Origin of the sequence: Chryseobacterium sp. WX, from assembly GCF_029542485.1 — a bacterium.
GTDB lineage: Bacteria > Bacteroidota > Bacteroidia > Flavobacteriales > Weeksellaceae > Chryseobacterium > Chryseobacterium cucumeris.
Genome location: NZ_CP120710.1, coordinates 2,417,861 through 2,443,248, shown reverse-complemented (window position 1 = coordinate 2,443,248; position 25,388 = coordinate 2,417,861). Strand labels below are relative to the sequence as shown.

The 25,388-nt window shown below is 37.0% G+C and carries 24 protein-coding genes and 1 tRNA gene; 8 read left to right on the top strand and 17 right to left on the bottom strand.

Annotated elements, in window-relative coordinates; all coding sequences use genetic code 11:
* Positions 1-287: 287 nt before the first annotated feature.
* From PZ898_RS11010 to thrA, 8 genes are all read right to left on the bottom strand, one after another.
* Positions 288-731 carry a CPBP family intramembrane glutamic endopeptidase gene (locus PZ898_RS11010; protein ID WP_123279178.1) on the bottom strand — a complete coding sequence of 148 codons (444 nt, stop codon included), beginning with the start codon at positions 729-731 and terminating at the stop codon, positions 288-290.
* Positions 732-821: 90 nt separating this feature from the next.
* Positions 822-892, bottom strand: a tRNA-Cys gene (locus tag PZ898_RS11005).
* 135 nt (positions 893-1,027) lie between these two features.
* A complete protein-coding gene (locus PZ898_RS11000) occupies positions 1,028-1,459 on the bottom strand; it encodes an RDD family protein (RefSeq protein WP_277695502.1) in 432 nt (143 codons plus the stop codon).
* Positions 1,460-1,513: 54 nt separating this feature from the next.
* Positions 1,514-2,878, bottom strand: a complete 1,365-nt coding sequence (locus PZ898_RS10995) for a DUF4403 family protein (protein WP_062676239.1) — start codon at positions 2,876-2,878, stop codon at positions 1,514-1,516.
* Positions 2,879-2,914: 36 nt separating this feature from the next.
* The gene (gene folB, locus PZ898_RS10990; protein WP_123279180.1) at positions 2,915-3,283 is read right to left on the bottom strand and encodes a dihydroneopterin aldolase; all 369 of its coding nucleotides are present in this window, start codon (positions 3,281-3,283) and stop codon (positions 2,915-2,917) included.
* Between the two features lie 4 nt (positions 3,284-3,287).
* The gene (gene thrC / locus PZ898_RS10985) at positions 3,288-4,592 is read right to left on the bottom strand and encodes a threonine synthase (protein WP_277695501.1); all 1,305 of its coding nucleotides are present in this window, start codon (positions 4,590-4,592) and stop codon (positions 3,288-3,290) included.
* Positions 4,593-4,607: 15 nt separating this feature from the next.
* Positions 4,608-5,534: a homoserine kinase gene (locus tag PZ898_RS10980; protein WP_062676236.1), complete on the bottom strand. Its 927-nt coding sequence runs from the start codon at positions 5,532-5,534 to the stop codon at positions 4,608-4,610.
* Positions 5,535-5,544: 10 nt separating this feature from the next.
* A complete protein-coding gene (gene thrA, locus PZ898_RS10975; RefSeq protein ID WP_277695500.1) occupies positions 5,545-7,992 on the bottom strand; it encodes a bifunctional aspartate kinase/homoserine dehydrogenase I in 2,448 nt (815 codons plus the stop codon).
* A gap of 334 nt (positions 7,993-8,326) precedes the next feature.
* Between thrA and PZ898_RS10970 the strand changes: the two genes are divergently transcribed.
* The 4 genes from PZ898_RS10970 to PZ898_RS10955 all read left to right on the top strand — a co-directional run bounded on the left by PZ898_RS10970 (position 8,327) and on the right by PZ898_RS10955 (position 9,253).
* Entirely contained in the window at positions 8,327-8,521 is a 195-nt protein-coding gene (locus PZ898_RS10970) for a hypothetical protein (protein ID WP_123279184.1), read from the top strand.
* A gap of 46 nt (positions 8,522-8,567) precedes the next feature.
* On the top strand, positions 8,568-8,738 hold the full coding sequence (locus tag PZ898_RS10965) for a hypothetical protein (protein WP_277695499.1): 171 nt from the start codon (positions 8,568-8,570) through the stop codon (positions 8,736-8,738).
* A gap of 39 nt (positions 8,739-8,777) precedes the next feature.
* A complete protein-coding gene (locus PZ898_RS10960) occupies positions 8,778-8,975 on the top strand; it encodes a hypothetical protein (protein ID WP_062676232.1) in 198 nt (65 codons plus the stop codon).
* A gap of 68 nt (positions 8,976-9,043) precedes the next feature.
* On the top strand, positions 9,044-9,253 hold the full coding sequence (locus PZ898_RS10955) for a hypothetical protein (protein ID WP_062676231.1): 210 nt from the start codon (positions 9,044-9,046) through the stop codon (positions 9,251-9,253).
* Between the two features lie 263 nt (positions 9,254-9,516).
* Here the strand turns inward: PZ898_RS10955 and PZ898_RS10950 are convergent, their stop codons facing one another.
* From PZ898_RS10950 to PZ898_RS10935, 4 genes are all read right to left on the bottom strand, one after another.
* Positions 9,517-9,678: a hypothetical protein gene (locus PZ898_RS10950; protein ID WP_157885796.1), complete on the bottom strand. Its 162-nt coding sequence runs from the start codon at positions 9,676-9,678 to the stop codon at positions 9,517-9,519.
* 51 nt (positions 9,679-9,729) lie between these two features.
* The gene (gene nadA, locus PZ898_RS10945) at positions 9,730-10,749 is read right to left on the bottom strand and encodes a quinolinate synthase NadA (RefSeq protein WP_034694934.1); all 1,020 of its coding nucleotides are present in this window, start codon (positions 10,747-10,749) and stop codon (positions 9,730-9,732) included.
* A gap of 104 nt (positions 10,750-10,853) precedes the next feature.
* On the bottom strand, positions 10,854-11,417 hold the full coding sequence (gmk, locus tag PZ898_RS10940; RefSeq protein WP_227942877.1) for a guanylate kinase: 564 nt from the start codon (positions 11,415-11,417) through the stop codon (positions 10,854-10,856).
* An 82-nt stretch (positions 11,418-11,499) separates the two neighbouring features.
* Positions 11,500-12,357, bottom strand: a complete 858-nt coding sequence (locus tag PZ898_RS10935) for a DUF1732 domain-containing protein (RefSeq protein WP_082798853.1) — start codon at positions 12,355-12,357, stop codon at positions 11,500-11,502.
* A gap of 184 nt (positions 12,358-12,541) precedes the next feature.
* On the opposite strand from PZ898_RS10935, the gene miaA reads away from it, so the two are divergent.
* Positions 12,542-13,462 (top strand): tRNA (adenosine(37)-N6)-dimethylallyltransferase MiaA, encoded by a 921-nt coding sequence (gene miaA / locus PZ898_RS10930; protein WP_120232901.1) that lies wholly within the window; start codon positions 12,542-12,544, stop codon positions 13,460-13,462.
* A 233-nt stretch (positions 13,463-13,695) separates the two neighbouring features.
* Here miaA and PZ898_RS10925 read toward each other — a convergent pair whose 3' ends face one another.
* The 4 genes from PZ898_RS10925 to PZ898_RS10910 all read right to left on the bottom strand — a co-directional run bounded on the left by PZ898_RS10925 (position 13,696) and on the right by PZ898_RS10910 (position 20,621).
* Positions 13,696-15,108 (bottom strand): efflux transporter outer membrane subunit, encoded by a 1,413-nt coding sequence (locus PZ898_RS10925; protein ID WP_062676226.1) that lies wholly within the window; start codon positions 15,106-15,108, stop codon positions 13,696-13,698.
* A 169-nt stretch (positions 15,109-15,277) separates the two neighbouring features.
* On the bottom strand, positions 15,278-18,460 hold the full coding sequence (locus PZ898_RS10920) for an efflux RND transporter permease subunit (RefSeq protein ID WP_277695498.1): 3,183 nt from the start codon (positions 18,458-18,460) through the stop codon (positions 15,278-15,280).
* 40 nt (positions 18,461-18,500) lie between these two features.
* Positions 18,501-19,661 (bottom strand): efflux RND transporter periplasmic adaptor subunit, encoded by a 1,161-nt coding sequence (locus PZ898_RS10915; RefSeq protein WP_277695497.1) that lies wholly within the window; start codon positions 19,659-19,661, stop codon positions 18,501-18,503.
* 363 nt (positions 19,662-20,024) lie between these two features.
* Positions 20,025-20,621 (bottom strand): TetR/AcrR family transcriptional regulator, encoded by a 597-nt coding sequence (locus tag PZ898_RS10910; RefSeq protein ID WP_277695496.1) that lies wholly within the window; start codon positions 20,619-20,621, stop codon positions 20,025-20,027.
* Between the two features lie 310 nt (positions 20,622-20,931).
* On the opposite strand from PZ898_RS10910, the gene PZ898_RS10905 reads away from it, so the two are divergent.
* Positions 20,932-21,486 (top strand): thioredoxin family protein, encoded by a 555-nt coding sequence (locus PZ898_RS10905; protein ID WP_002976725.1) that lies wholly within the window; start codon positions 20,932-20,934, stop codon positions 21,484-21,486.
* Positions 21,487-21,635: 149 nt separating this feature from the next.
* Here PZ898_RS10905 and PZ898_RS10900 read toward each other — a convergent pair whose 3' ends face one another.
* A complete protein-coding gene (locus PZ898_RS10900; protein WP_277695495.1) occupies positions 21,636-22,541 on the bottom strand; it encodes an AraC family transcriptional regulator in 906 nt (301 codons plus the stop codon).
* A 123-nt stretch (positions 22,542-22,664) separates the two neighbouring features.
* On the opposite strand from PZ898_RS10900, the gene PZ898_RS10895 reads away from it, so the two are divergent.
* Entirely contained in the window at positions 22,665-23,894 is a 1,230-nt protein-coding gene (locus PZ898_RS10895; RefSeq protein WP_062676222.1) for an MFS transporter, read from the top strand.
* Between the two features lie 2 nt (positions 23,895-23,896).
* A complete protein-coding gene (locus tag PZ898_RS10890; RefSeq protein WP_277695494.1) occupies positions 23,897-25,378 on the top strand; it encodes a trehalase family glycosidase in 1,482 nt (493 codons plus the stop codon).
* Positions 25,379-25,388: the final 10 nt, after the last annotated feature.

Sequence of the window (25,388 nt, the reverse complement as noted above, 5' to 3'; positions counted from 1 at the left end):
CAACAAGAAAATAATTTTTTTTCTCAAAATCATTATTCTTGGCACGATTTTTCAATATAGAAATGTAACTCATGTTTAATTTGAGTTTTCATGGTTATTAGTTTTTATCCTCGGAATTTCCGAGGATTTTTTTTGCCCTAATATGACGCTACTCATAAAAGTATGTTGGATTAATCCTCTATTTTTGAAGGAGATAATTTTCTATCCATCATTACTTTTTACATTATTTATCAAGCTCTTCTGTGATCTGAAGGGCTTTTTTGTATCATTAAAAGAGGCAGGTTATATTACATTATAAATAAAAAGCCGTACAGATTGAATAACCCGTGAAAGAATACTGTTAGCATAAAACTGTAGGCATGGGCGTGCCTGAAGTAATAAATATAAAGATTGTTTAAAATGATGCCTCCAAAAAATGTCATAACAATATATAGCCCGTTATAATAATGCATGGAGGCAAAAATGATACTCATGATGATAATACAAAGTACTCTATTCCTGATTCTCATCCATTTGCTTAAAACTAGGTAGGGGAGATATTGAAATAAAAAAGTTTCCAGAAAAGGGGCGATAAATATTGCAATGAAGTTTAGTTCTTCTTTCGAGATATTCTTGTTTCTATTTTGATTGACATCAAAATGAAAATAGGTATCATTAAGGAAATTAAAAAAATATCCATTCAACAGAGCAAGAGCAAATGAAATGATGAAGAAGACTAGTAATTTTTTCATAGGTTCTATTGATGATAAAAAGAATGGAATACTAAAAAAGCTAAAGTATAAAAACAAAAAAACCTCTAAATTATTTAGAGGTTTTTTTTGAGGTACCTAGCGGATTCGAACCGCTGTAGATGGTGTTGCAGACCACTGCCTAGCCGCTCGGCCAAAGTACCATTTTTACCATTTTTGAGGTGTGCAAATATAGTAAAATTTCTTTATGAACAAAAGTTTTTAAGCAATTTCTTTCTTTCCAAGATCCTCAATTTCGCTTTTTGCTTGAATTTCAGCCTGATAATTTTTCATGTTAATTACCCTTGTTTCACTCCATTTGTCATGCCAGCCATTTTCTCCGAAAAGGAAAGCGTATCAAAAGGAACAATTCCTGAAATATTCCTGATGAGATAATCATTAAAAGTAGGCTCAGTCCCATCTATACAAATAACTTTTGTTCCAGTAATATATTTGCCTATGGATCGTCCTTTAGTAAAATATTCTATCAGAAAAGTATACATAAAGTAGATAAGAGAGGTTATTAGTATATCAAGAAATCTATTCATTTCAGACATTTTATAAACAATGTTGATAAGAAAGTCAATATTGGCAAGGCTGTACAGTAAGGAAGCAATAAAACCTAAAGCAAGAAAAAAAACTGAGATTACAACTCTGTCAATAATAAAATTAGCAAATCTGGTCAGCTTTTCAGCTCTGTTTCGATCTACAATTACTAAATATTTTCTCATGGTCGGTTATTAGTTTTTGGTTTAGTTTTTTAGTTTAGTTTTAAGTTTAAAATTTTAGAACCCATTGACAAGTAGCTTTAATGAGGCATTCGTATCAATAACTGCAGTAATTCCTGTATTACTGAGCAGAATTTTACTAGGTTTAAGATTGAAAACTTTTCCGTTCATCTTTAATCCTTTATAATACTCTTTGTTGAAGGCTTCTTCAATGCTTTTTCTTGAAGTTTCTTCCAGTTCCTGAGTTGGAATACCATATTCTTCTTCAATCATTTTTACGATTTTCCCCTGAAACAGGAGGGAAGCGGTTTTCTGCAGAATATTGGTAGTTTTCAGTTTGAATTTGGTTTCTGACAATACAATTTTTCTTTTGGTTTCGTCATACACCGGAATTCCTGAAATAATAGAAGTACCTTTTATATAGCCATCAGTCTGAGCCTCAATAACTACTCTATTATCGACACCGTACACTCTGATGTCTGTTACTTTTACTTTGGAGTCGCGAATATCAAATTCCTTATTCAGGAAAGTTTTTCTCGCCATATTGCTTGCTTCTGTAAAAGGAATATTGGCTGTAGTCTGCAGAATAAACTTGTCAGCAACTGTAGGGGTTGTATTAAAATTGGCAACACTGGTTACCGGGGAAGAGGCGGCAGGTTTATTCCCTGTAAAAGTTTCAGAAAAGATATCCACACCAAGAGTAGCATTGATCTGGTTTCCATAAAACTTTAAAGGAGTGATATTGACACCTACAGGACTTACTTTCAGCCATGTATTATATTCCTCAGAAATATTGAAGGGCTGAAGGAAAGTATTCCATGCCATCAAGGCATATTGCTGGAAATTCAGCTGTGTAGCCATTTGCTGATCAATAGTTTTACAGAATTTTTCCTGTTGCTCTTTTAAGCTTTTTTCAACAATGGAGGTAATAGGAATCTGTATTCTTCCATAGTCCAGAACAGGTTTTGTTACCCATCTGAAGCCATTGGGCCTGGTATTCGTAGTAATGGTCCAGTTATTTTTAAAAGTAACAGTGGTATTGAAAGACATTACCGTTTCGAAAGTGGTATTTTGATAGGTATATACTCCTAGTGTACCAATTCCTTTTTCTGCCCATATTTTTAAAGGAACTTCAATCAGCAGATTCTGGCTGGTTCCTCCTACAAGGCGGATAGGTCTGGTCTTCCAAACTTTTACCTTAAACTGATCATTATTATTGTCTGTATAAGAATCATCCTGGTACACCAGATCTTTCACGGAAGCATTGATCATGTTGCTGAGTTCCGAAAGGGGGATGGTCACAGGCATTGTAATACTGGATCTGATCTTCGGAAAGTTATAAGCCGCCAACTGATTGTCAACACCGGCTTGACCAAAAACGCTGATTCCCGCTACTAAAAATAATATTTTAACGAATTTCAATTTGTATGTTTTTTTAATGAAACGAAAATAAGTAATTTAATTTTCTGGTTTAAAGCTTTTTTCCAACTCAATACTTGCACCTTTCATTTCTCCCTGCATAGGTGGCGCTGTTTTGGTGATTTTTAATTTAATATAATCGACCTGTGGAAAGCTGTCATGAATTTTTGTGATGATTCTTCCTGCTACATGTTCCAGTAATTTGGATTTTATTTTCATTTCACCGTGAAGAATATTGTTGATATCTGCATAACTTATCGTGTCATGCAAATCGTCGGAAGTGGCTGCTTTCCACAGATCGGTATGAAGTTCTGCATTCAGAATATAATAGGTACCGATGATATTTTCTTCAGGAAGTACACCATGGTACGCGTATATTCTTACATCTTCAAGATATATTTTGCTCATTGCTTCAGATTTTATGAAGCAAAAATCGTCTTAATTCTTCAAAATCTGAATTTATTTCTACAGTTTTTTTCTCCTTTTTCATGAGCTCATTCAACGATTCAGGAATTTCAATCTGAGTATGAATTGCTTTTTCCACTGCATCAGGGAATTTTACCGGATGAGCAGTACCCAGGATAAATCCTTTTTGATTGGGATTTTCTTTTAGATATTTTTTCATTGACGCAAAGGCTACGGCACTGTGAGGCTCCAGAACATATCCGTATTTGGCATAAACTTCTGTGATAGTGCCCATGGTTTGGTCATCATCAATGGAATAAGCCGAAATTTTATTTTTTACAGTTTCAAACTGATGCCCGAAAAGCTCCAGAACTCGTACAAAATTACTCGGATCTCCTACGTCCATAGCATTGGATAGAGTAGCAATCGCTTTTTGGGGCTTGTAGTTTTGAGTTTTAAAATAGTCAGGAACTACCTGGTTGGCATTACAGGCCGCAATAAAATGGCTGACAGGTAAACCTCTGAAATAAGCCAAAAGCCCGGCACAGATATTTCCGAAATTACCACTTGGTACACAGATTACGGGATGCTCTTTATGCTGTTGAATCCATTGTTTCAAAGCTATTAAGTAATAAATCTGCTGGGGAAGCCATCTTGCAACGTTGATAGAGTTGGCAGACGTCAGAAATAACTGACTGTTGATTTCTTCATCTGAAAAAGCCTGCTTGACAAGATTCTGACAATCATCAAAACTGCCATTGACTTCTATAGCCGAAATATTTTCTCCTAATGCTGTCAACTGTTTCTCCTGTACCGGACTTACCCTGTTTTTAGGATATAAAATAACGACATTAATCTGCGGGATTTTATAAAATCCATGGGCAACAGCACCTCCGGTATCGCCGGAAGTGGCAACAAGAACAGTTACTTTTTTCTGCTGATTTTTCAGAAAATAAGACAGGCAGCGGCTCATAAATCTCGCACCAATATCTTTAAAAGCCAGAGTAGGACCATGAAACAGCTCCAATATAGATATCTGTTCATTAATTTTTACTAAAGGAATCTCAAAACTCACGGTTTCTGCTACAATTTCTTTGAGTATTTTCGAAGGAATGTCATCTCCTGCAAAGTCTTTCATACATCTGTATGCAATTTCTTCATTGGAATACTGATGAAGATTTTGAATAAATTCTTCATTAAACTGAGGAATGTTTTCAGGAAAGAACAACCCTTTTTCTTTTCCCTGGCCTTTTATTGTTGCTTCTCTGAAATCAATTTTTTCCAGATGGTCTTTTAAATTATAATATTTCATTTCTGTTTTTTAAGGTTAATTTTCTTCAACAATCTGAATTCCTGCCGGATTTATTTTTGATACATATACAAAACTTTCTATATCAATTTCATCATAGACTGATTTCATCATCTGAGCAATTTTTTCTGCCGTTTCTTTTTGTTCAGACAGCATGAAAATGGAAGGTCCTGATCCGGAAATTCCTCCTCCCAAAGATCCTATCTGTAAGCTTTTTTCTTTGATTTCGTCAAACTTCGGAATCAGAATACTACGGATAGGTTCTATAATCACATCGTTGAGGCTTCTGCCAATCAACGGGAAATCATTTTTCTGAATCCCGGCTACAAGTCCGGCTATATTTCCCCATTGTTCAACAGCGCTTTTTAAGGTGATATTTTTCTTTAAAATCTGTCTGGCATCTGAGGTTTTAACTTCCACCTGCGGATGAACGGTGGTTACGAATAAATCAGGACTGTTCAGAGGGATGATATCAATTGGTTCGGTAGATTTTACCAAGGTGATTCCGCCATAGATGCATGGTGCGATATTGTCTGCATGGCGCACTCCTGAAGCAAGTTCTTCCCCAAACATAGCAAAATAAACCATTTCCTCTTTGGAAAGTTTGTTTCCTAATAATACATTGACTCCGAAGGCGGCTCCGGCGGCACTTGCCGCACTGGAGCCGAGCCCGCTTCCGGGCTTTATATGTTTATGAATAATAACTTCAAAGCCGTTTTTCAGATTAAGGTGTTCCTGAATTTTTAAGAGAACAATCCCGGCAACATTGCTGGAAGGCTCTTCAGGAAGTCCGAAAGAGTCTGTATGTTTTATAATAATGTCAGGAGTTTCCAATAATCTGAACTCCATCTCATCATAAGGATCATGGACTGCCATTCCTAAAATATCGAATCCACAAACCAGATTGGCCACGGTGGCCGGGACTTTTAATTTTACTTTTTTCATAACTCTGTTTTTAAATAGAACGGATTATATCTGCAAAAACTCCGCTTGCCGTTACCTCAGCTCCTGCACCAGCTCCTTTTACAACCAAAGGCTGCTCAGAATATCTCAGCGTTTTAAAAATGACAATATTGTCCTTTCCATATAAGTGAAACAGATCACTTTCCGGAGCAATATGCTGCAAGCCTACCTTGGCTTTTCCGTTTTCAAATTCTGCGACATATTTTAATATTTTGCCCTCGCTTTTAGCTTTATTCAATAAGTTTTTGAAGTGATCTTCATATACTGTAAGCTTTTCGTAAAAACTTTCAACGCTTCCCTGCATGCATTCTTCAGGCAGAAAACCAATGTTTTCAATATCTTCAAACTGAAGCGGATATCCTGCCTCTCTTGCCAGAATTAAAATTTTTCTGGCTACATCCGTTCCGGACAGATCAAGTCTTGGATCCGGCTCTGTATATCCTTCTTTCTGAGCTTGTGCCACAACTTCAGAGAATGTTCTGCTGCCGTCATACTCATTAAATACGAAATTCAATGTTCCACTCAGTACAGCTTTAATGGATTGAATCTGATCTCCGCTTTTGATGAGATCATTAATGGTTCCTATGACCGGAAGCCCAGCTCCTACATTGGTTTCAAAATAGAAATTACAGCTGTGGTTTCGCGCGGTATTTTTTAAAGTTTTATATTTTTTGAAATCTGAAGAAGCTGCAATTTTATTACAGGCTACGAGGTTCACACTTCTTTTTAATAAGCTTTCATACACTTCAGGAATGTCAGCACTTGCTGTTACATCAATGAAAACCGAATTTCTAAGGTTTCGACGAATAATTTCATCAGCAAATTCTCTGGCAGAGGCTTTTTCACCATGTTGTTCCCAGTTAGCATAGCTGTTTTTTGATATTCCCTGATCTGAAAACATCATATGACGGCTATTGGAAATGCCTGCAATTCTCAGGTTGATCAAAAAGTTTTCTTTTAAATAATCATTTTGGTTATAAATCTGCTGAATCAGTTTTAAACCTACATTTCCTGTTCCACAGATGTACAGATGGATTTGCTTTATTTCAGATTCAAAAAACTCCTCATGAAGCACATTAACTGCTTTTTTACTATCCTTTTCTGAAATGACAATGCTGATATTTCTTTCTGAAGACCCTTGTGCAATCGCTCTAATATTGATTCCATTATTTCCGAGACATCCAAACATTTTTGCACTCACACCACTTCTACTTTTCATATTTTCTCCTACTAAAGCTACAATGGAAAGTTCTGTCTCAATCTTTATATCATAGACTCTCTTAAGGTTAATATCATCTGCAAAAGAAGAGTTGATAGCATCTTCAGCACGCAAAACTTCTTTTTCTTCAATAGCAATGGTGATAGAATGTTCTGAAGATCCTTGTGTGATAAGAATTACATTTATTTTTTCATGACTTAAGCATTGAAATAATTTTGCTGAAATTCCGGGTATTCCTACCATTCCACTGCCTTCAAGGGTAAGCAGGGCAATATTGTTCATATTTGAAATTCCTACTGCAATCTGCTTTGTATCTTCTGAGCATTTCAGTTGATCAGAAATTAAAGTTCCTGACGCATCCGGATCAAAAGTATTCTTGATGATCAGGTTTGTGTTTTTTACCATCACAGGCTGAATAGAAGGTGGATAAAGCACTTTTGCCCCAAAGTGTGATAGTTCCATTGCTTCATGATAAGAAATTTCAGAAATAGGTTTAGCATTGGAAACCAGCCGTGGGTCAGCAGTCATCATCCCACTTACATCTGTCCAGATCTGAAGTTCTTCTGCATCAACGGCCGCCGCCATAATAGAAGCAGTATAATCGGAACCTCCTCTTCCTAATGTGGTTGTATTATTTTTTTCATCATGAGCAATAAACCCAGGGCCTAAAATAATGCGGTTGGGGGTTTTACTCAGGAAATTGACAATGTTACTATCAGTCCATTTAAAATTTACTTTTGCATTGGTGAAATTACTGTCTGTTCTGATCAGCTCCGCAGAATTCATCCATATACAATCTAATTTTTCTTGTTGGAGTCTTGCTGCAATAATATTTGAAGACAGAAATTCTCCGTAAGAAGCAATTTTATCTTTAATTCTGTCTGTCAATTCACCAAGAACAGCAATTCCGTTGCAGAGCTCTTCGATATCATTAAAATGTTTTTTTACAAAACTTAACCATGAACTTTGTTCTGCGATTGGAAAAAGTTCTTTTACCAGATTTATGTGTTTTTCTTCAAGATTTTGAACCGTTTGAATATAATTTTCATCTTTTACAGAAGCATATTCCGCAGCTTTAATCAGTTGGTCAGTAACACCATGAAGTGCTGATACAATAACAACAACTTTGCTCTTTAAAGATTCTCTTTGTATGATTTTTTCCACCAGTAATATATTCTGAGAATGGGCGACTGATGTTCCGCCGAATTTTAAAACTTTCATCAATTATTTTTTGAAGTTGGGTAAATAGAAATGGTTACTCTTTGAAAAAAGAGTACGGGTACCGGGAATAATATGTGAAAATCTACCCCGTTATGGGGTAATTGTTGTAGTGCCAAATGTAGAAACAGAAGATATGCCTGAAATAAGTGATTTCAGAGCAGAAATATCAGATATGTTTCTTAAAAAATTCATTGTAACAGAACAAATGTACAAATAATTTTGAAACAGACAAGTTTTTAACAAAATAAAATAATATTTCCTTTTTATGAGATATATTTTGGTGTAATTGATTAAAAATGTTATATTTATAATATTAACTAATAAGAAATTAATCATGAAAAATTTTAAGAAATTAAACCGAAAAAATCTGAAATCAATCAGTGGAGGAGATGTGAATGACTGTTTTGAGAATTGTCCTGCCGGTCCATATGGACCTGGTGAACCAAGATCATGTGCTGATTATTATGCATTACCTGAGTGCTGTAAAGGAAGAGTGTTAGTAAGCTTTGAATGCTTTGGTCCTTACTGATTTACATCATGAATTTATTATTACAGAATACCAAAATTATTACCATATGAAAACAATTAGAAAATTATCAAGGGAAGACAAGAAGAACATCAAAGGTGGTTTCACTGATATTCAGATTGAAGCCTGTGGAGGCGAGCAGTTTGTTTGTTTCCGTGGAGGCGGGAATTGGGGATGCTGGCTGAAGCCGGGAGGAACCTGCTATGCACCAATGCTGTAGTATTGAATAGACTAAACTCAATTTAAATATTAAAATACTATGAAAAATTCAAAAAAATTAAACAGAGAAAGCTTAAGAGCTATTATCGGAGGGACAGGAGACAGCTGTGCGGTAGATCTTGATTGTGGACCGAAAGGTTGTGCAATATGCACAGATCTCAAAGGACGTAAAGTTTGTCTTTATCTTTTTCCTTATGATCCATCCATTCCAGGCAGCTGTATGGTTCTCGAAGGCTAGAAAAATAGTATGTAAAAACCATCAATTTGTTATAAGAACATAAAATCAAAATTTAATTTAAAACTACTATGAAAAATCTAAAAAAATTAAACAGAAAAGAACTTGAACAATTAAATGGAGCAGCAGGTCCTTCAAGATGTGCAGGGTGTCCTCAAAATGCTACGTTTGGAGATGGACCTGAATATCAATATCCATGCTCTGCTTATCAGGGACTTCCTGACCACTGCAAGATGTGTGTTCTGGTAAGTATGGAATGTGTGGACGGAGGAGTTTCTTAAAAGATAATTTGACTTTATGAAAAAATTAAAGAAACTGAACAGAAGAGATTTGGAACAAATGAAAGGTGCTGGTATATCAAGGTGTGATGGTTGTCCTACCCATCTGGTTTTTGGACCAGGCTCTTCCAGTGATCCTTCGTGCGATGAATATTGGACATTGTCCGAAAATTGCAGAATGTGCGTTGTTGTGAGTGCAGATTGCTTTGTTGCAATCACTGCATAATAAAAATAAAAAAGCACTGTAAAAACAGTGCTTTATTTTTTTAACAGTTATCCGGAATATACATTCCTCTGGGTACGCAGATTAATTCTCCATTACATCCCGCTCCGCAGGTTTCATGTATTTCGCAGTTTAAGTTACATATGTTACTTCCTCCGTTTACATTTTTAAGACTTCTTCTGTCTAATTTTTTTAGATTTTTCATATTTATTATTAGTTTAAGTTTTAAATATAATAAATATTCGTGATAAAAAAATTATTTTATGCTTTTGGAAAGATCAAGCATCGCTTCAATAGGTTTTAATGCTTTTAATCTTAATTCTTCGTCAATAAGAATTTCCGGAAGCTCATATTTCATACATAAATACAGCTTTTCCATGGTATTACGTTTCATATAGAAACATTCTGAACAATTACAGCTTTCATCAAAAACCAATGCAGGAATCAGTTCCTTGTGAGGCGCACGTTTTCTCATTTCGTGAAGAATTCCTTCTTCTGTAGCGATGATGAATTTCTGGCAGTCATCTTTTTCTACATAGTTCAAAAGGGCAGAAGTGGAACCGATAAAATGGGCCAGTTTTAAAACTGCTTCTTCGCTTTCAGGGTGTGCAATCAGTTTTGCATCCGGATTGTCAGCCAATTGCTGGGCAATTCTTTCCATTGAAAATGCTTCGTGTACCACACAGCTTCCATCCCAAAGGATCATATCGCGGCCTGTTTTCTTAGAAAGGTATCTTCCCAAGTTTTTGTCAGGTGCAAAAATAATGGGTCTGTCTTTAGGAAGGGCTTCAATTACTGTTTCAGCATTGGAGCTTGTAACGATAATATCACTTTCAGCTTTAGTTTCTGCATTACAGTTGATGTAAGTAGCAATTAAAGCATTCGGGTGCTGCTCTCGCATTTTTCTCAGTCCTTCTCCTGAACATCCATCTGCCAGAGAGCATCCGGCCATGGTATCAGGAAGAACTACTTTTTTAGTTGGATTAAGAATTTTTGCGGCTTCTGCCATGAAATGTACTCCACAGAATACAATCATGTCAGCATTGGTATCTTTAGCCTGTCTTGCCAACTGTAAAGAATCTCCAAGGAAATCTGCGATATCCTGAATTTCTCCGGGCTGGTAATAATGGGCAAGAATAACCGCATTTTTTTCTTCTTTCAGTTTGAGAATGGCCTTCACCAATTCTTCACCCTGAGGAATAGCAATATCTTTTATATCCAGAAATCCTCTGACAGGAATTGCAGATTTAGCTTTTTCTAATGTTTCGGTACTCATATCAACCTCAATTTTTTATGATCAGAAGCTAGAGGTTAGAAATTAGAAGTTAGATTTTGAGTGTAGTATTTTACTCCCATCCTCCTTCTTCCATCTTCCAGCCATTAATTACTGATAAAACTTTTTATTAAACTTTCTATTTCTTTTTTAGCTGCATCAAGATCTTCATTAATCACGATCTTGTCAAACTCGCTGGCGTAGGTCATTTCTTCTTCTGCCTTTGCGACACGGGTTTTTATGGTTTCTGCATCATCTGTGTTTCTGGAGATCAATCTTCGTTCCAATTCTTCAATGGAAGGCGGTTCTATAAAAATAGACAGCGCTTTATCACCGAAATATTTTTTTAACGAAATTCCTCCTTTTACATCTACATCAAAAATAACTACTTTTCCCTGATTCCAGATTTTTTCTACTTCAGATTTTAAAGTACCGTAATATTTGTCAGTATAAACTTCTTCATATTCTACAAAAGCATCTTCGGAAATTTTCTGTCTGAACTCCTCCGGTGTCAGAAAATGATAATCTACGGCATGTACTTCACTTCCTCTTGGCTGTCTTGTCGTACATGAGATTGAAAATTCCAGTTCAGGAAATGTCTCCAGTGAATGCTTTACCAATGTAGTTTTTCCGCTCCCTGATGGTGCTGAAAATATAATTACTTTATCCATTTTTTTGGGTTTCGGGTTTCGGGTTTCGAGTTTGGTGATCTATTCTTAGAACAACCACGCATCTCGTACCCCGTATCTATCATTACAATACGTTTAACGTTTGTTCTTTAATTTTTTCAAGGTCGTCTTTCATCATCACCACCAGTTTCTGGATTTCTGCGTGATTGGCTTTAGAACCCAGTGTATTGATTTCTCTTCCGATTTCCTGAGAAATAAATCCCAGTTTTTTTCCGTTGAAAGACTCATTGTCCATTACTTCTTTATAATATTTCAGGTGTTGGGCAAGTCTTACCTTTTCTTCAGAAATATCAAGTTTTTCAGTGAAATAGGCCATTTCCTGATAGAAACGTGTTTCATCAACATTTTCAAATTCTTTCAAAGATTTCTGATAACGTTCTTTCACGCTTACAATTCTTTCTTCTTCAAAAGGAATCACTTCGCTAAGATATTTGTCGATATTCTGAATATTTCTGTTGAGTTCTTCGTGTAAGATACCACCCTCAGTTCTTCTGAATTCTTCGAATCTGTCTACGGCATTATTGACAATCTTAGCCAGAGCTTCCCATTCACCTTCCGTTAATTCGTCAGGTCTTGAAGTGATGGCATCAGGAAGTCTTACTGCCATTTTAAGGTATTCGAAATTGGGACCGTCAGAAGCTATGTTTTTAAGTTCGTTAATATAAGAGTCAATTAAGTTTTTATTGATTTTTACATCGTTGGACTCTTCAAGATTCTCGATATTAACGTAGCAGTCTACTTTTCCACGGATAATTCTATCGTTAAGAATTTTTCTGATTTCAAATTCTTTTTCTTTATAACGTAAAGGAATTTTAATATTTAAATCAAAGCTCTTGCTGTTCAGAGATTTAATATCAATAGTAATTTTTTTTCCTTCAAAAACATCTTCGGCTCTACCGAATCCGGTCATTGATAAAATCATAGTTTTTTATTGTTCTACAAAGATAAACATTTAAGTCTATAGTTTAACTAATGTTGAATGGCTGGAAGATGGAGGCGAGAAGCTGGAAGGTTGTTGTAAATATATAATGAGATTTAATTAACCTCCAACCTCAGGCTTCCATCTTCCAGCAAATTAAATAAACCCATTTTCGTAAATTAGCGCTGTGAAAAAGAAAAATTTAATTTCTGTAGTAGGACCCACCGGAATTGGAAAAACGAGATTGGCAATTGATTTGGCGCAGCATTTCAATACCGAGATTATTTCCTGTGATTCCCGCCAGTTTTTTAAAGAAATGAAAATAGGAACGGCAGCTCCTTCAGAAGAAGAACTGGCGCAGGCACCTCATCATTTTATCGGAAATCTTTCAGTGGAAGAGTATTATTCTATCGGGCAGTATGAAGAAGATGCTCTTCAGAAACTCAATGAACTTTTTACTGCTCATGACACGGTAATTCTTGTTGGAGGAAGCATGATGTATGAAAAAGCTGTGATAGAAGGTCTGCATGATCTTCCGGAAGCCAATGCTGAAAACCAGGAAAAGCTTCAAAATATGATGGAGCAGGAGGGAATAGAAAAACTTCAGGAGATTTTAAAAGAACTGGATCCTGAATATTTCAGTGTGGTGGATATTCACAATCACCGCAGGCTGTTGAGAGCTATTGATATTATATGGCAGACGGATAAAAAATATTCTGAACATATTTCGGTTTCTCAAAATGGAAGAGATTTTAATGTCATCAGAATCGGGATAGAAGCTCCAAGGGAAGAATTATATGAAAGAATTAACCGCAGAGTGGATATCATGATGGAGAACGGCTTGCTGGATGAGGTGAAAAGTCTTGAGAAATTCAAAGGGTTGACAGCTTTGAATACTGTAGGTTACGCTGAACTGTTCAAATATTTTGATGGAGAATGGGATCTTGATTTTGCGGTTTCGGAAATTAAAAAGAACAGCCGCAGATATGCAAAACGCCAATTGACATGGTACAGAAAGGCGGACGATATTCATTATTTACAGTTGGGATATTCTCAGGAAGATTTTGAGGCTCTGTTAAAATGGATTGCTGAGCAATTTCAGGAATGAATTAAGCACTTAGTTTGTCATTCTGACAAAGGAAGAATCTCATCGATTGTTTTTAAAGATTCCTCATTCCACTTTGTTCCATTCAGAATGACAAACCGGACGCTTCATTTATCCATACACTGTGTCATTCCTTAGGAATCCAAGTTTAAATTCATATTGTAGATAAACAGAAACAATACAAAAAATGCGGCTCTGAAAAGAACCGCATCTTAAAACAAATATAATTTAATTTACTACTTCCAACCGCCGCCTAAAGCTCTGTATAAATCTACAATGCTGCTTAATCTCTGTCTTTTTATGGAAGCCAGATTCAACTCTGCCTGTAGGGAATTCCCCTGTGCTGTAATCACTTCCAGGTAATTGGCTGAACCTCCTTTGTAAAGAAGTTGTGCACTTTTAATTCCATCTTTTAGTGTAGTTGCCTGTTCTGTCGCTTTTTGTTCCTGAACTTTTAAGTTTTCATTGGAAACCAAGGCATCAGAAATTTCTCCCACAGCATTTAATACCGATTGACGGAATGCAAGAACATTTTTTTCTCTTTGAATTTTTGCTACTTCCAGATCTGTTTTCAACTGTCTTTTCTGGAAAATAGGCTGGGTAATTCCCCCTAAAACCGATCCGAATAACGAAGCCGGAATCTGGAACCAGTTATCAAATTTGAATGAATTTACTCCACCATTCGCGGTAATTTTCAATGCAGGATACATATTTGCCTGAGCAATTCCTACCATTGCATTGGATTCTAATAAAACCAGTTCCTGCTGACGAACGTCTGGTCTTCTGCTTACCATAGCTGCCGGAAGTCCTGCAGTAATGTTTTGAGGCAGTGAAGTATCAGACATTTCAATGGTTCTGTCGACTTTATTGGGAAGTTCTCCAACCAGAATACTCAGTGCATTTTCCTGGATGGCAATATTCTGCTCCAGCTGGGCTATCAGAAGTTCTGTAGCCTGTTTCTGTGCTGCGGCCTGCTGAACTCCCAAAGAAGTATTATCGCCGCTTTCCCACATTTTTTGGGTCATTAAAAGGGTATTGCTGGTCAGTTCCAGGTTGGATTTTGCAATAGCCAATTGTCTGTCAAGCATTAACAAATTATAATACCCTTGTGCAATAGCTGCTACTACCTGAGTCTGAACTGCTTTTGAACCTTCATACGTCTGAAGATACTGCATTCTTGAAACTTCCTGCTGGTTTTTGATTTTTCCCCAGATATCTGCTTCCCATGAAAGATTGAAGGCTGCGTTATAGTCTTCAACATGGCTTGAACCTAAAAATAAATTTAAGCTTTGCCCGTTCATGCTGTTTTTGGATGGTCTTGAAATCTGTCCGCTTACTCCAAACCCAACATCCGGATACTGCATATATTTTGCCTGTTTCAGTTTTTCCTGTGAAGCAGCCACCTGCTTTAAGGCAATCTGAAGATCATAATTATTTTTAATTCCTTTTTCAATCAGTCCCTGTAAAATAGGATCACTGAAAAACTGTTTCCACTCCAGGTTAGCTATACTGGCTGTGTCTGCAGTGGCAGTGTACTGGAACTTTTCCGGAAGTGGAAGCTCAGGCTCCGTGTAGGCCAGTTTAGACACACACGAAACAGAGCCGATGGCCAGCACAAATGTTAGAATAATATTTTTTACTCGTTTCATAGTTTTTAAACTTTTAATTGAAGACAAAACTTAGAGAGGTTTCTGTTGATGCAAAAATTTCTTTAGTAGGAGAAAATAGTTAATTTTTTAAACCATTAAGAACAGGCAGGTAAATAGGTAAACCTATGATCTTAAAATTTTCTCTAAGTTTTTGTCATTCATTTTTTTATTAGTGACTAGCAGCTAAAAGTTCTTCCTCCATTTGTTTTTTCAGAAGTCTTTTCTTTTTTCTGCTTGGCATTTTTTCATGCAGGTACTGGAACACTACATACATTACCGGAATGATAAAGATCCCGAAGATTACCCCTGTAAGCATTCCTCCTACGGTACTGTAACCGATAGAGTGGTTTCCTTTTGAAGAAGCACCTTGCGTCCATACCAGTGGAAGCATTCCCACGATGAAGGCAAAAGAGGTCATTAAGATCGGTCTTAAACGTAATCTTGATGCCTGAAGTGCAGATTCTATCAATGTTTTACCAGCTTTTCTTCTCTGTACGGCAAATTCTACAATCAGGATGGCATTCTTCGCTAATAGTCCTACAAGCATGATCAATCCTACCTGAACGTAAATATTGTTATCAATTCCTGCTAATCCTGTGAAGGCAAATACTCCGAAAATCCCTGTTGGAATGGTAAGAATAATCGCAAAAGGAAGGATATAACTTTCATACTGAGCTGCCAGTAAGAAGTAAACGAATAGGATACTTAAGAAGAAAATAAAGGCAGTCTGTCCGCTTGTTTTAATTTCTTCACGGGTAATCCCTGTCCACTCATATCCATATCCTCTTGGGAGTGACTGTTGAGCAACCTCTTCAACCGCTTTGATGGCATCTCCGGTACTGTAACCAGGTTTCGGAGTTCCGTTAATCGTAACAGCATTGAAAAGGTTATTTCTTGTTACTGTTTCAGGACCGAAAGATCTTTTTAGAGTAACCAGAGTTTTGGCAGGAACCATTTCTCCCGATTTATTTTTTACATAGATTCCTTCGAGTGAATTAACATCCGTACGGTAAGGAATATCTGCCTGAGCCATTACTCTGTAATACTTCCCGAATCTGTTGAAATCCGATACAAAGCTACTTCCGAAATAAATCTGCATCGTCTGCATCAGTTCTGTTACAGAAACGCCCAGCTGGTTAGCTTTATCAGTATCCACATCAATAGTATACTGAGGGTTTCCTGCGGCATACGTTGTGAAGGCAAAAGCAATTTCAGGTCTTTTCATCAGTTCTCCGATAAACTGCTGAGTGGTTGTTCCCAATTGTTCAAAAGAACCATTCGTTTTGTCCTGAAGCATGAATTCAAATCCGGAAACGTTACCGAAACCTTGTACAGTGGGGAAGTTAAAGAAGAATGCGTTGGCATCTTTTACCTGGCTTACCTTACCTGTCAATGTTGCAGCAATCTGATCAGGATCTTTCATTTCACCACGCTTGTCATAATCTTTAAGCTTAATGAAACCTGCAGAATAGGGAGAAGCGTTGGCATTACTGATGAAGTTCATCCCGTCCGCTACCCAAAGGTGGTTGGTTGCTTTTTCACCGTTGATAATTTTATCAATTTGAGCCGTAGCTCTGTGTGTTCTTTCCAGTGAACTTCCCGGAGGAGTATTCACCGCATACAATACGAATCCCTGGTCTTCCGTAGGAATGAATCCTGACGGCGCTTTCTTGATTAAAAATACACTTGCTGCTGTGATGATAACAAGACCTCCTATCGCAACCCATTTGTTTTTAATTAAAAACTTAAGGCTGTAAATATATTTTTTGGTCATGCTGTTGAAGCTCGCATTGAAAGCATTGAAGAACCTTGCTCCAAAACCTTTTTTATGACCGTGCTCCCCATGTTCTCCCTGAGGATCATTTAAGAACATCGCACATAATGCCGGACTCAATGTTAATGCATTCACTGCTGAAATTAAAATCGCAATCGCCAATGTGAAAGCAAACTGTCTGTAGAAAACTCCTGCAGGTCCCTGCATGAAACCAACCGGAATAAACACGGCACACATTACCAGTGTAATGGAAATAATGGCTCCTGAAATTTCACTCATCGAGTGCATGGTAGCATGCTCTACAGGCATTCCCGTCTGTTCCATTTTAGAATGGACGGCTTCCACCACCACAATGGCATCATCCACTACAATACCAATGGCGAGTACCAATGCAAATAAGGTAAGCATATTGATACTGAAACCAAATAACTGCAGGAAGAAGAAGGTTCCTATAATCGCAACGGGTACGGCAATAGCCGGAATTAAGGTAGATCTGAAATCCTGAAGGAAAATAAATACTACAATAAATACCAAGATGAAGGCGATAACAAGTGTTTCCACAACCTGATGGATAGAAGCATCCAGGAAGTCTTTAGAGTTGTACATGATGATTGGCTTCACTCCTTTTGGAAGAGTGGTTTCCATTACTTTCACCTGCTTTTCAATTTCCGTAAGGATTTCGTTGGCATTGGATCCGGCTGTCTGCAGGATAGCAAATCCGGCAACCGGTTTTCCATCTACCCTGTTGGTCGCAGTATAGGTATAAGAACCGAATTCTACTCTTGCAACATCTTTTAATCTTAAGAAAGATCCATCACTGTTTGCTTTGATGGCGATGTTTTCATAGTCTTCACCCTTATTCAGTTTTCCTTTATATTTAAGGATATACTCGTAGGTTTCCTTACTTCCCTGTCCAAGACGGCCCGGAGCAGCTTCAAGGTTGTGGTCTTTAATGGCTCCCAAAACTTCCTGTGGAGAAAGATTATTAGCCGCCAGACGATCCGGTTTCAGCCAGATTCTCATGGAATAATCCCTTGTCCCGAATACCTGAGCCTGTGCTACCCCCGGAATACGCTGTATCTGTGGAATAACATTGATCTTCAGATAGTTTTGAAGGAATAATTCATCATATTGTTTTGCATCTTCACTGGTCAGTCCCATGAACATAATCATACTGTTCTGAACCTTCTGGGTTGAGATCCCGGCCTGTACCACTTCCTGAGGCAGCTGGCTCATCGCTTTCGATACACGGTTCTGTACGTTTACTGCCGCATTGTCTGCATCGGCACCCTGTTTGAAGAAAACACTCAGGGTCATGGTACCGTCGTTACTGGAGTTTGAGGTCATATAAGTCATGTTCTCAACTCCGTTTACAGCTTCCTCAATAGGAGTGGCTACCGAACGGGCTACGACCTCAGCATTGGCTCCAGGGTAGAATGCCGTTACCTGAACGCTTGGTGGAGCGATGTCCGGGAAAAGGGCAATCGGTAGATTAAAGAGAGACAAAGCTCCCAATAATAAGAGTATTATGGAGATGACCGTTGAAAGGACTGGTCTTTCTATAAATTGTTTTAACATAAGAAGTTTATTTTTTTAAGTCTTCTGTATTCGGAAAGAACTATAATGGTTTTGCTTTTAACAAGCTGTCCGAAGAAATATTTTTCGGCTTGATGGAAGCACCGTCTTTCAGGTTTCCAATTCCCGTGAATACAATTTTTTCTCCAGGCTTAAGCCCTTCAGAAATAAAATAATAGCTATCCGTTTTTCCTGATATTTTGATCGGTCTCCCGGTTACCTTCTGGTCTTTACCCATTACATAAACATAGGTTTTATCCTGAATTTCGAAGGTTGATTCCTGAGGAATTACAACTGCATTTGAAATGAGCTGTGGCATACGTACTCTTCCTGTATTTCCGGTTCTTAAAGTTCCGTTGGCATTAGGGAAAACGGCACGTACACTGATTGCTCCGGTAGTTTTATCAAATTGTCCGTCTACAATACTTAATCTTCCTTTTTCAGGGTAAGTACTGTTGTCGGCAATCACTAGATCTACCATGGGCATATTTTTCAGTTTTTCTTCTAAGCTTGCTCCCGGATATTTATTCTGGAAAGCAATGAAGTCAAGCTCACTTAAAGAGAAATAGGCATAGATTTCACTGATATCAGATAGTAATGTCAATGGATTCACATCTGTTCTTGAAATCAGACTTCCTTTTTTGTAAGGAATTCTTCCTATATAGCCGCTTACAGGAGCTGTAATGGTTGTAAATCCTACGTTGATTCTGGCGTTTCCTACAGAGGCTCTCGCTTGTGCAGCTGCTGCTACAGCCGCTTCATAATTGGCTTTTGCGGTTTTAAGCTGTACATCAGAAACTACTTTGGCAGCCACCAGCGGCTGAAGTCTGTCTACTTCTACTCTTGCTTTTTGAATATTGGCATTGGCCGCCTGAAGATTAGCCTGAGCCATATTCATCTGTTCGCCATAACTTCTTGAATCTATTTTGAATAACGGTTGTCCTGCTCTTACATATGCTCCTTCTTCTACGTAGATTCTGTCAAGGTATCCATCTACCTGAGATCTGATTTCTACGTTGTTTTTCCCTTCCAAAGCAGTTGGGAATTCCTGATATGTAGTAGCGGGTGAGGTGATAACGGTATAAACCGGAAGTTCTGGAGCTGGAGGTGCGGCATTGGTTCCTTCTGCGGCTTTTGTGCAGCTCTGTAAAAGAATTATACTTGCAATAAGTACAATAAACCTTGTTTTTCCAGGTAATTTCATTGTTGGTTTAATTTTTTTAATGAAGTGTTAGAGGTAAGTAAAAAATGTTTTGATAAATGCTGTATTTTTTCCTAACAGTGTTAATGATTTGTTCAAAAAAAATTACAGAATTTTTAATGTCCGATGAGGTCGATTGCTTCCATAATTGAAATTTTTTTAATGTATTGAAGTGTATAATGATGGTGTAAGGTGTGTTAATTTTACTAACAGTGTTAATTAGTAGACAAAAAATCACTAATTTTAACAACTTAAAATAATGAATGGCTTCATAAATGTTTGAGTTTTTAGTCAGGATTAACAGGAAATATATATTAATTCAGTGTTAATTTTCCTAACGGTGTTAATTTTTAATTCAAAAAAAATCTATAAAGACTTAATAAAAGCCGAAACAGTTTCGTCCAAAGTCGTTTTATTCATTGTTGAAGGGATATCAGCTGTACGCATCATCATAATAGAGATCATTCCATGTACGGCAGAAAACAGAGCATGAGACATATGACAGGCATTGTCCGGATTGGATCCGTTTTTCTTTATAATCTCATAAGTACATTCATAAATAAGTTCCTGGAATGACGAGAATTCTTTTTTAATCTGTCCTTTTCCACAACATTGCATTCCAAGACCAAACATAAGCTGGTAATATTCCTTATTTTTAAAAGCAAAGTTCCAGTACGCATCCACAATGGCAACAAGCTGCTCTTCCGGAGTATCGTGCTTCTGCTGAGCTTTTAACAGTTCAATGTGTAACTTATGAAAGCCATCTAAAGAAATTTCAAATAGAATAGCTTCTTTATTTTCAAAATAATCATATACAACGGGAGCACTATACTCAATAGCATCTGCTATCTTGCGCATAGAAAGCGAACCCCAGCCTTCAGTTTTCGCCAACGTAAAAGCAGCCTGCAAAATATTTGCACGGATGGATTCTTTTTCTCGTTGACGGCGTTCATGTAGACCCATGATTTTTATTTACTAACAGCGTTAGCAAAACTACAAACTTTTTAATATAACTTCCAAGGGATATTGTAAGTTTTATAGGTTCGTCTACTTTTTAAAGAAGATTAATTAAAGGCTGGAAGCTAGAAGAATGGGTGCTGGGAGTTATTTTGAAGGTTAAATAATATAATAATAGAATTTGACTATAACTATTTTTGAGGGCTAACAATCTTCATCCTCCAGCTTCCAGCTTCCTTACCTTATTAAAAATGAAAATGTCTTTTTCCTAATTAACAAAAGAAATAATTATCTTTGCCGGTAAAGAAATAAGGATATGAATACTCCCTCAAATATGTTGGCATTAGGAACAAAAGCTCCGTTTTTTGAACTTCCTAACCCGTCAAAAACGAATGAACTTCAGTCTTTGGAAGAGCTGAAAGGAGAAAAAGGTACTTTGGTGATCTTTATGTGCAACCACTGTCCGTTTGTTCTTCATGTAATTGACAAGATCAATGAACTATACGAAGATTATAACGAGCGCGGAATTGAATTCATCGCCATCAATGCTAACGATATCGAAAAATATCCGGCAGATTCTCCGGAAAAAATGATCGAATTTCAAATTGAAAGAAGATTTGATTTCCCTTATCTGTTTGATGAAAGCCAGGCAGTAGCAAAAGCTTATGATGCAGCTTGTACACCGGATTTTTATTTCTTTGATGATAAGCTTGACCTTGTATACAGAGGTCAGATGGATGATTCAAGACCTGGAAATAATAAAGATGTAACCGGAGAAGATCTGATTATTGCTTTTGAAAATCTTTTGGCTGGAGAACCTCAGGAAGAAATTCAGAGACCTAGCATGGGATGCAATATTAAATGGAAATAATTGCTAGTTGCTGGTTTATTTAGTTACTGGTTTTTACTCAATAATACAAAGCTGCTCTTTTGGAGTGGCTTTTTTGTTTCTTGCAACATAATTCACCTATTATCCACACAGTCTGTCACTCCGGTAGGAGTCTCAGCGTAGTTTTTCTATTAAAAACTTACTTTAGCTTTAGTCTCCTTTTCAGTCTTTATATCTACATTAACATTGCTATGAGAATAATTCCTGATAAATTCTGAAGGAGTCTTCCCCGTATATTTTTTAAACATCCTGTTAAAATAGGTCACATTATTAAAGCCACACTGGTAGCTGCATTCTGAAATAGATCTGTCCTGCGCCATCAGCAGACAGGCTTTATTAATTCTATAACGGTTCACAAACTCTGTAAACGTAATCTGAGTCGCTTTTTTAAAAAAATTACAGAAAGCTGGTAAAGTGAGGTTGGCAAGTTTTGCCACGTCTTCAATATCAATTTCCTTATCGTAATGATGTTCTACATAGGTGAAGATGTTTTCAAGGCGGGTTTTATTTTTAGAAATAATGGTGTAGGGCATGATTTCCTTGTTTAAAAGATCATAATCCTCACATTTTGAAAGTTCAAAAAGAATTTCAAGCAATAATAAATATCTTTTGTAGCCTTCAGATTCCAGCATCAGTTTCAGTTTGGGAAGCATCACCTTTTTTACTTTATGATGAAAATGAATCCCGTACTTTGAAAGTTCCAACAGGTTTTTAATAGATCTCGATTCTACTTCCTGCTCGGGAAACTGAAGGATTTCTTCTTTGAACTGAAGTACAATTTCTTCATGCGGATCAATAGAATTCAGACCGAATCCGGAGTGGGGAATATTGGACCCGATTAATACCAGATCTCCGTTCGTATAATTACTTTTATGATAACCCACGTGACGGGTTCCATTCCCGGAAATAACACATACCAGCTCAATTTCGGGATGATAATGATACTCCCATTTGAATTCTGAAATGGGAGAATTATTATGAATGGTGCGGAATGAGCTCTTTTCATTAGGGATTACCCTTTCAAAAGTAACTTTCATCTAATTAATCATATTTATTCACTGAAAATACTAAATATATTAATATAGTTCAAATATTGATTTACTGTGTTAAATTATCGTTAACAGAAATGCTTCTATCTTAGCCAACAAGAAATCACCTGAATGAAAAATCTTAACATCAAGGCCGTTTTATTTTTAAACTATTTTGTCTTCGCCATTCTTCTGAATTCTGTAGGAACAGTCATTCTACAGGTACAGCAGAATTTTGGGATTTCAAAATCTTCGGCAAGCGTTCTGGAAGGCTTCAAAGATCTTCCAATCGCCATATGTTCTTTCATTCTGGCTTCATTTCTTCCGAAGATAGGAATCAAAAAATCAATGCTGATTGCTTTATTGCTGGTAAGCTGCATGTGTTTTGTAATGCCTTTTACCAATGACTTCTGGGTATTCAAGTTACTATTTGCTACAGTAGGAGTTTCATTTGCATTAATCAAAATATCGGTTTTTACTTCTATTGGGTTGGTAACGGAAACAGATAAAGAACATTCCAGTTTTATGGGATTTCTGGAAGGGTTTTTCATGATCGGAGTACTGGCTGGAAATGTTTTATTCAGTTTATATATAGATGATCATAATCCGAAATCTACTGAATGGCTGAATGTGTATTGGGTGCTGGGAGGACTTTCAAGTTTGTCTTTTTTATTTTTATTCTTTTCAAAACTGAACGAACAGGAAGCTAAAAGTGATAAAACAGATCTCTTGGGAGATTTAAAAAATAGTGTAAGCTTATTCAGCTATAAAAAAGTATTATGTTTTTTATTATGCGCTTTCCTTTTTGTATTGGTAGAGCAGAGCTTTCAAACGTGGACGCCCACATTTTATAAAGAGATTTTAAAAGTGCCTACCTCTATGAGTATTCAGGCGGGAGCGGTTTTAGCGGGAGCTTTTGCTTTGGGAAGATTTTTATCGGGATTCTTCTCTAAAAAATTCAGCTGGATCTATGTAGTTTCTTTCTGTGTGGTAGGTTTTGCTATCAGTTTATTGCTGGTTTTGCCCTTGACCCATAATATTCATATTGATACAAATACAAACTGGTTGAATGCTCCTTTGGTCGTGTATTTATTTCCTTTGATGGGAGGTTTGCTGGCACCAATTTATCCAAGTATTAATTCTGTGATTCTGGCATCAATCCCTAAATATCTGCACAGTGCGATGTCAGGATTGATCGTTGTTTTCTCAGCAATCGGGGGAACGATAGGTTCTATCATTACCGGTTTTGTATTTCAGGAATTCAGCGGGCAGCGGGCATTTTACCTTTCCCTGATTCCGCTTTCATTACTGATCACTTCGGCAGTGTTCATGAATAAATTAAAAATTAATCCTAAAAAATAACAATGAGTAATCAGCTTTATATAAACGAAATTCAAAGTCTGTTTGATAATGTACAGAGATCTGAAATTTTTGAGGATCAGAAAATGATGACGGATGCAGTTCCTCTTTTTCCCATTGCAAAGATCAATGAGGATTATGAACAATCCAAAAATACGGAAGGTTTTGATCTGAAAGATTTTGTGATGACTCATTTTGACTTTTTAGGAGCAAGAGTTTCTGTTCAGAGACAAGATCAGCTCCCTATTGGTGAACATATCGAAAAGTTGTGGGATGAACTCACCCGTACAGCGTACGAAGAAAAAGGAACCCTTTTAAAATTACCAAAACCCTATATCGTTCCGGGAGGTCGTTTCAATGAGTTTTTCTATTGGGACAGCTACTTTATTATGCTTGGGCTGCAAGTGTCAGGAAGGGTGGAGATGATGGAAAACATTATTGAAAACTGTTCTTATCTGATCCAAAATGTAGGATTTGTCCCGAATGCGAGCAGAACTCATTTCCTGAGCAGATCGCAGCCTCCTTACTTTTCATTAATGCTGGATCTTCTTTTCGAAACGACAGGAGACAAGGAGATTTATGTGAAATACCACGAAACACTGGAGAAAGAATATGCTTTCTGGATGAATGGGGAAGAAGGACTTGAAAACGGGTCCAGTGTAAAAAGAGTGGTAAAAACAACAGAGGGAGATATCCTGAACCGTTATTACGATGCAGAAAATACACCACGGCCCGAAAGTTATCTGATCGATATTGAAGATCATGAGAAAGCTTCAGGTGATGAATTTTACAGAAATATAAGAAGCGCCTGTGAATCGGGTTGGGATTTTTCCAGCCGATGGTTTGCAGACGGAGAAAATATACAGACAATAGAAACGCTGAATCTTGCCCAGGTTGATTTGAACTGTCTTTTGTGGCATTTGGAAATGACTTTGGCGAAATCTTCAGCACTTCAGAATCTGAGTGAAAAAGAAAATTATTTTTCAGAAAGAGCAGCAAGCCGAAGACAGATGATCAATAACTATTTCTGGGATGGAAATACTAACAATTATAAAGATTATCACACTAAAAAAAACACAAAAACACCGTCTGAACATATTGCTGCTCTTTACCCTTTATTCCTTGAAATTGCAGATCAGGAGCAGGCTGAGGCAGTTGCTAAAGCTGTTGCTGAAAAGTTTCTTTACCAGGGTGGTCTTGTTACTACAACTAAAAACTCGGGTCAGCAGTGGGATCTTCCCAATGCGTGGGCTCCTTATCAATGGTTAGGATTTAAAGCAATGAAAAATTACGGCTTTGATGAGCTGGCAGAAAAAATTAAAAACAACTGGTGTTCCAATGTAGAAAGGGTCTACAAAAACACCGGAAAGCTGATGGAAAAATACAATGCATTAGACACAGAAACAATAGCAGGCGGAGGGGAATACCCTAATCAGGACGGATTCGGTTGGACCAATGGAGTGTATTTGCAATTACAACAGAACTGAAACTAACAAT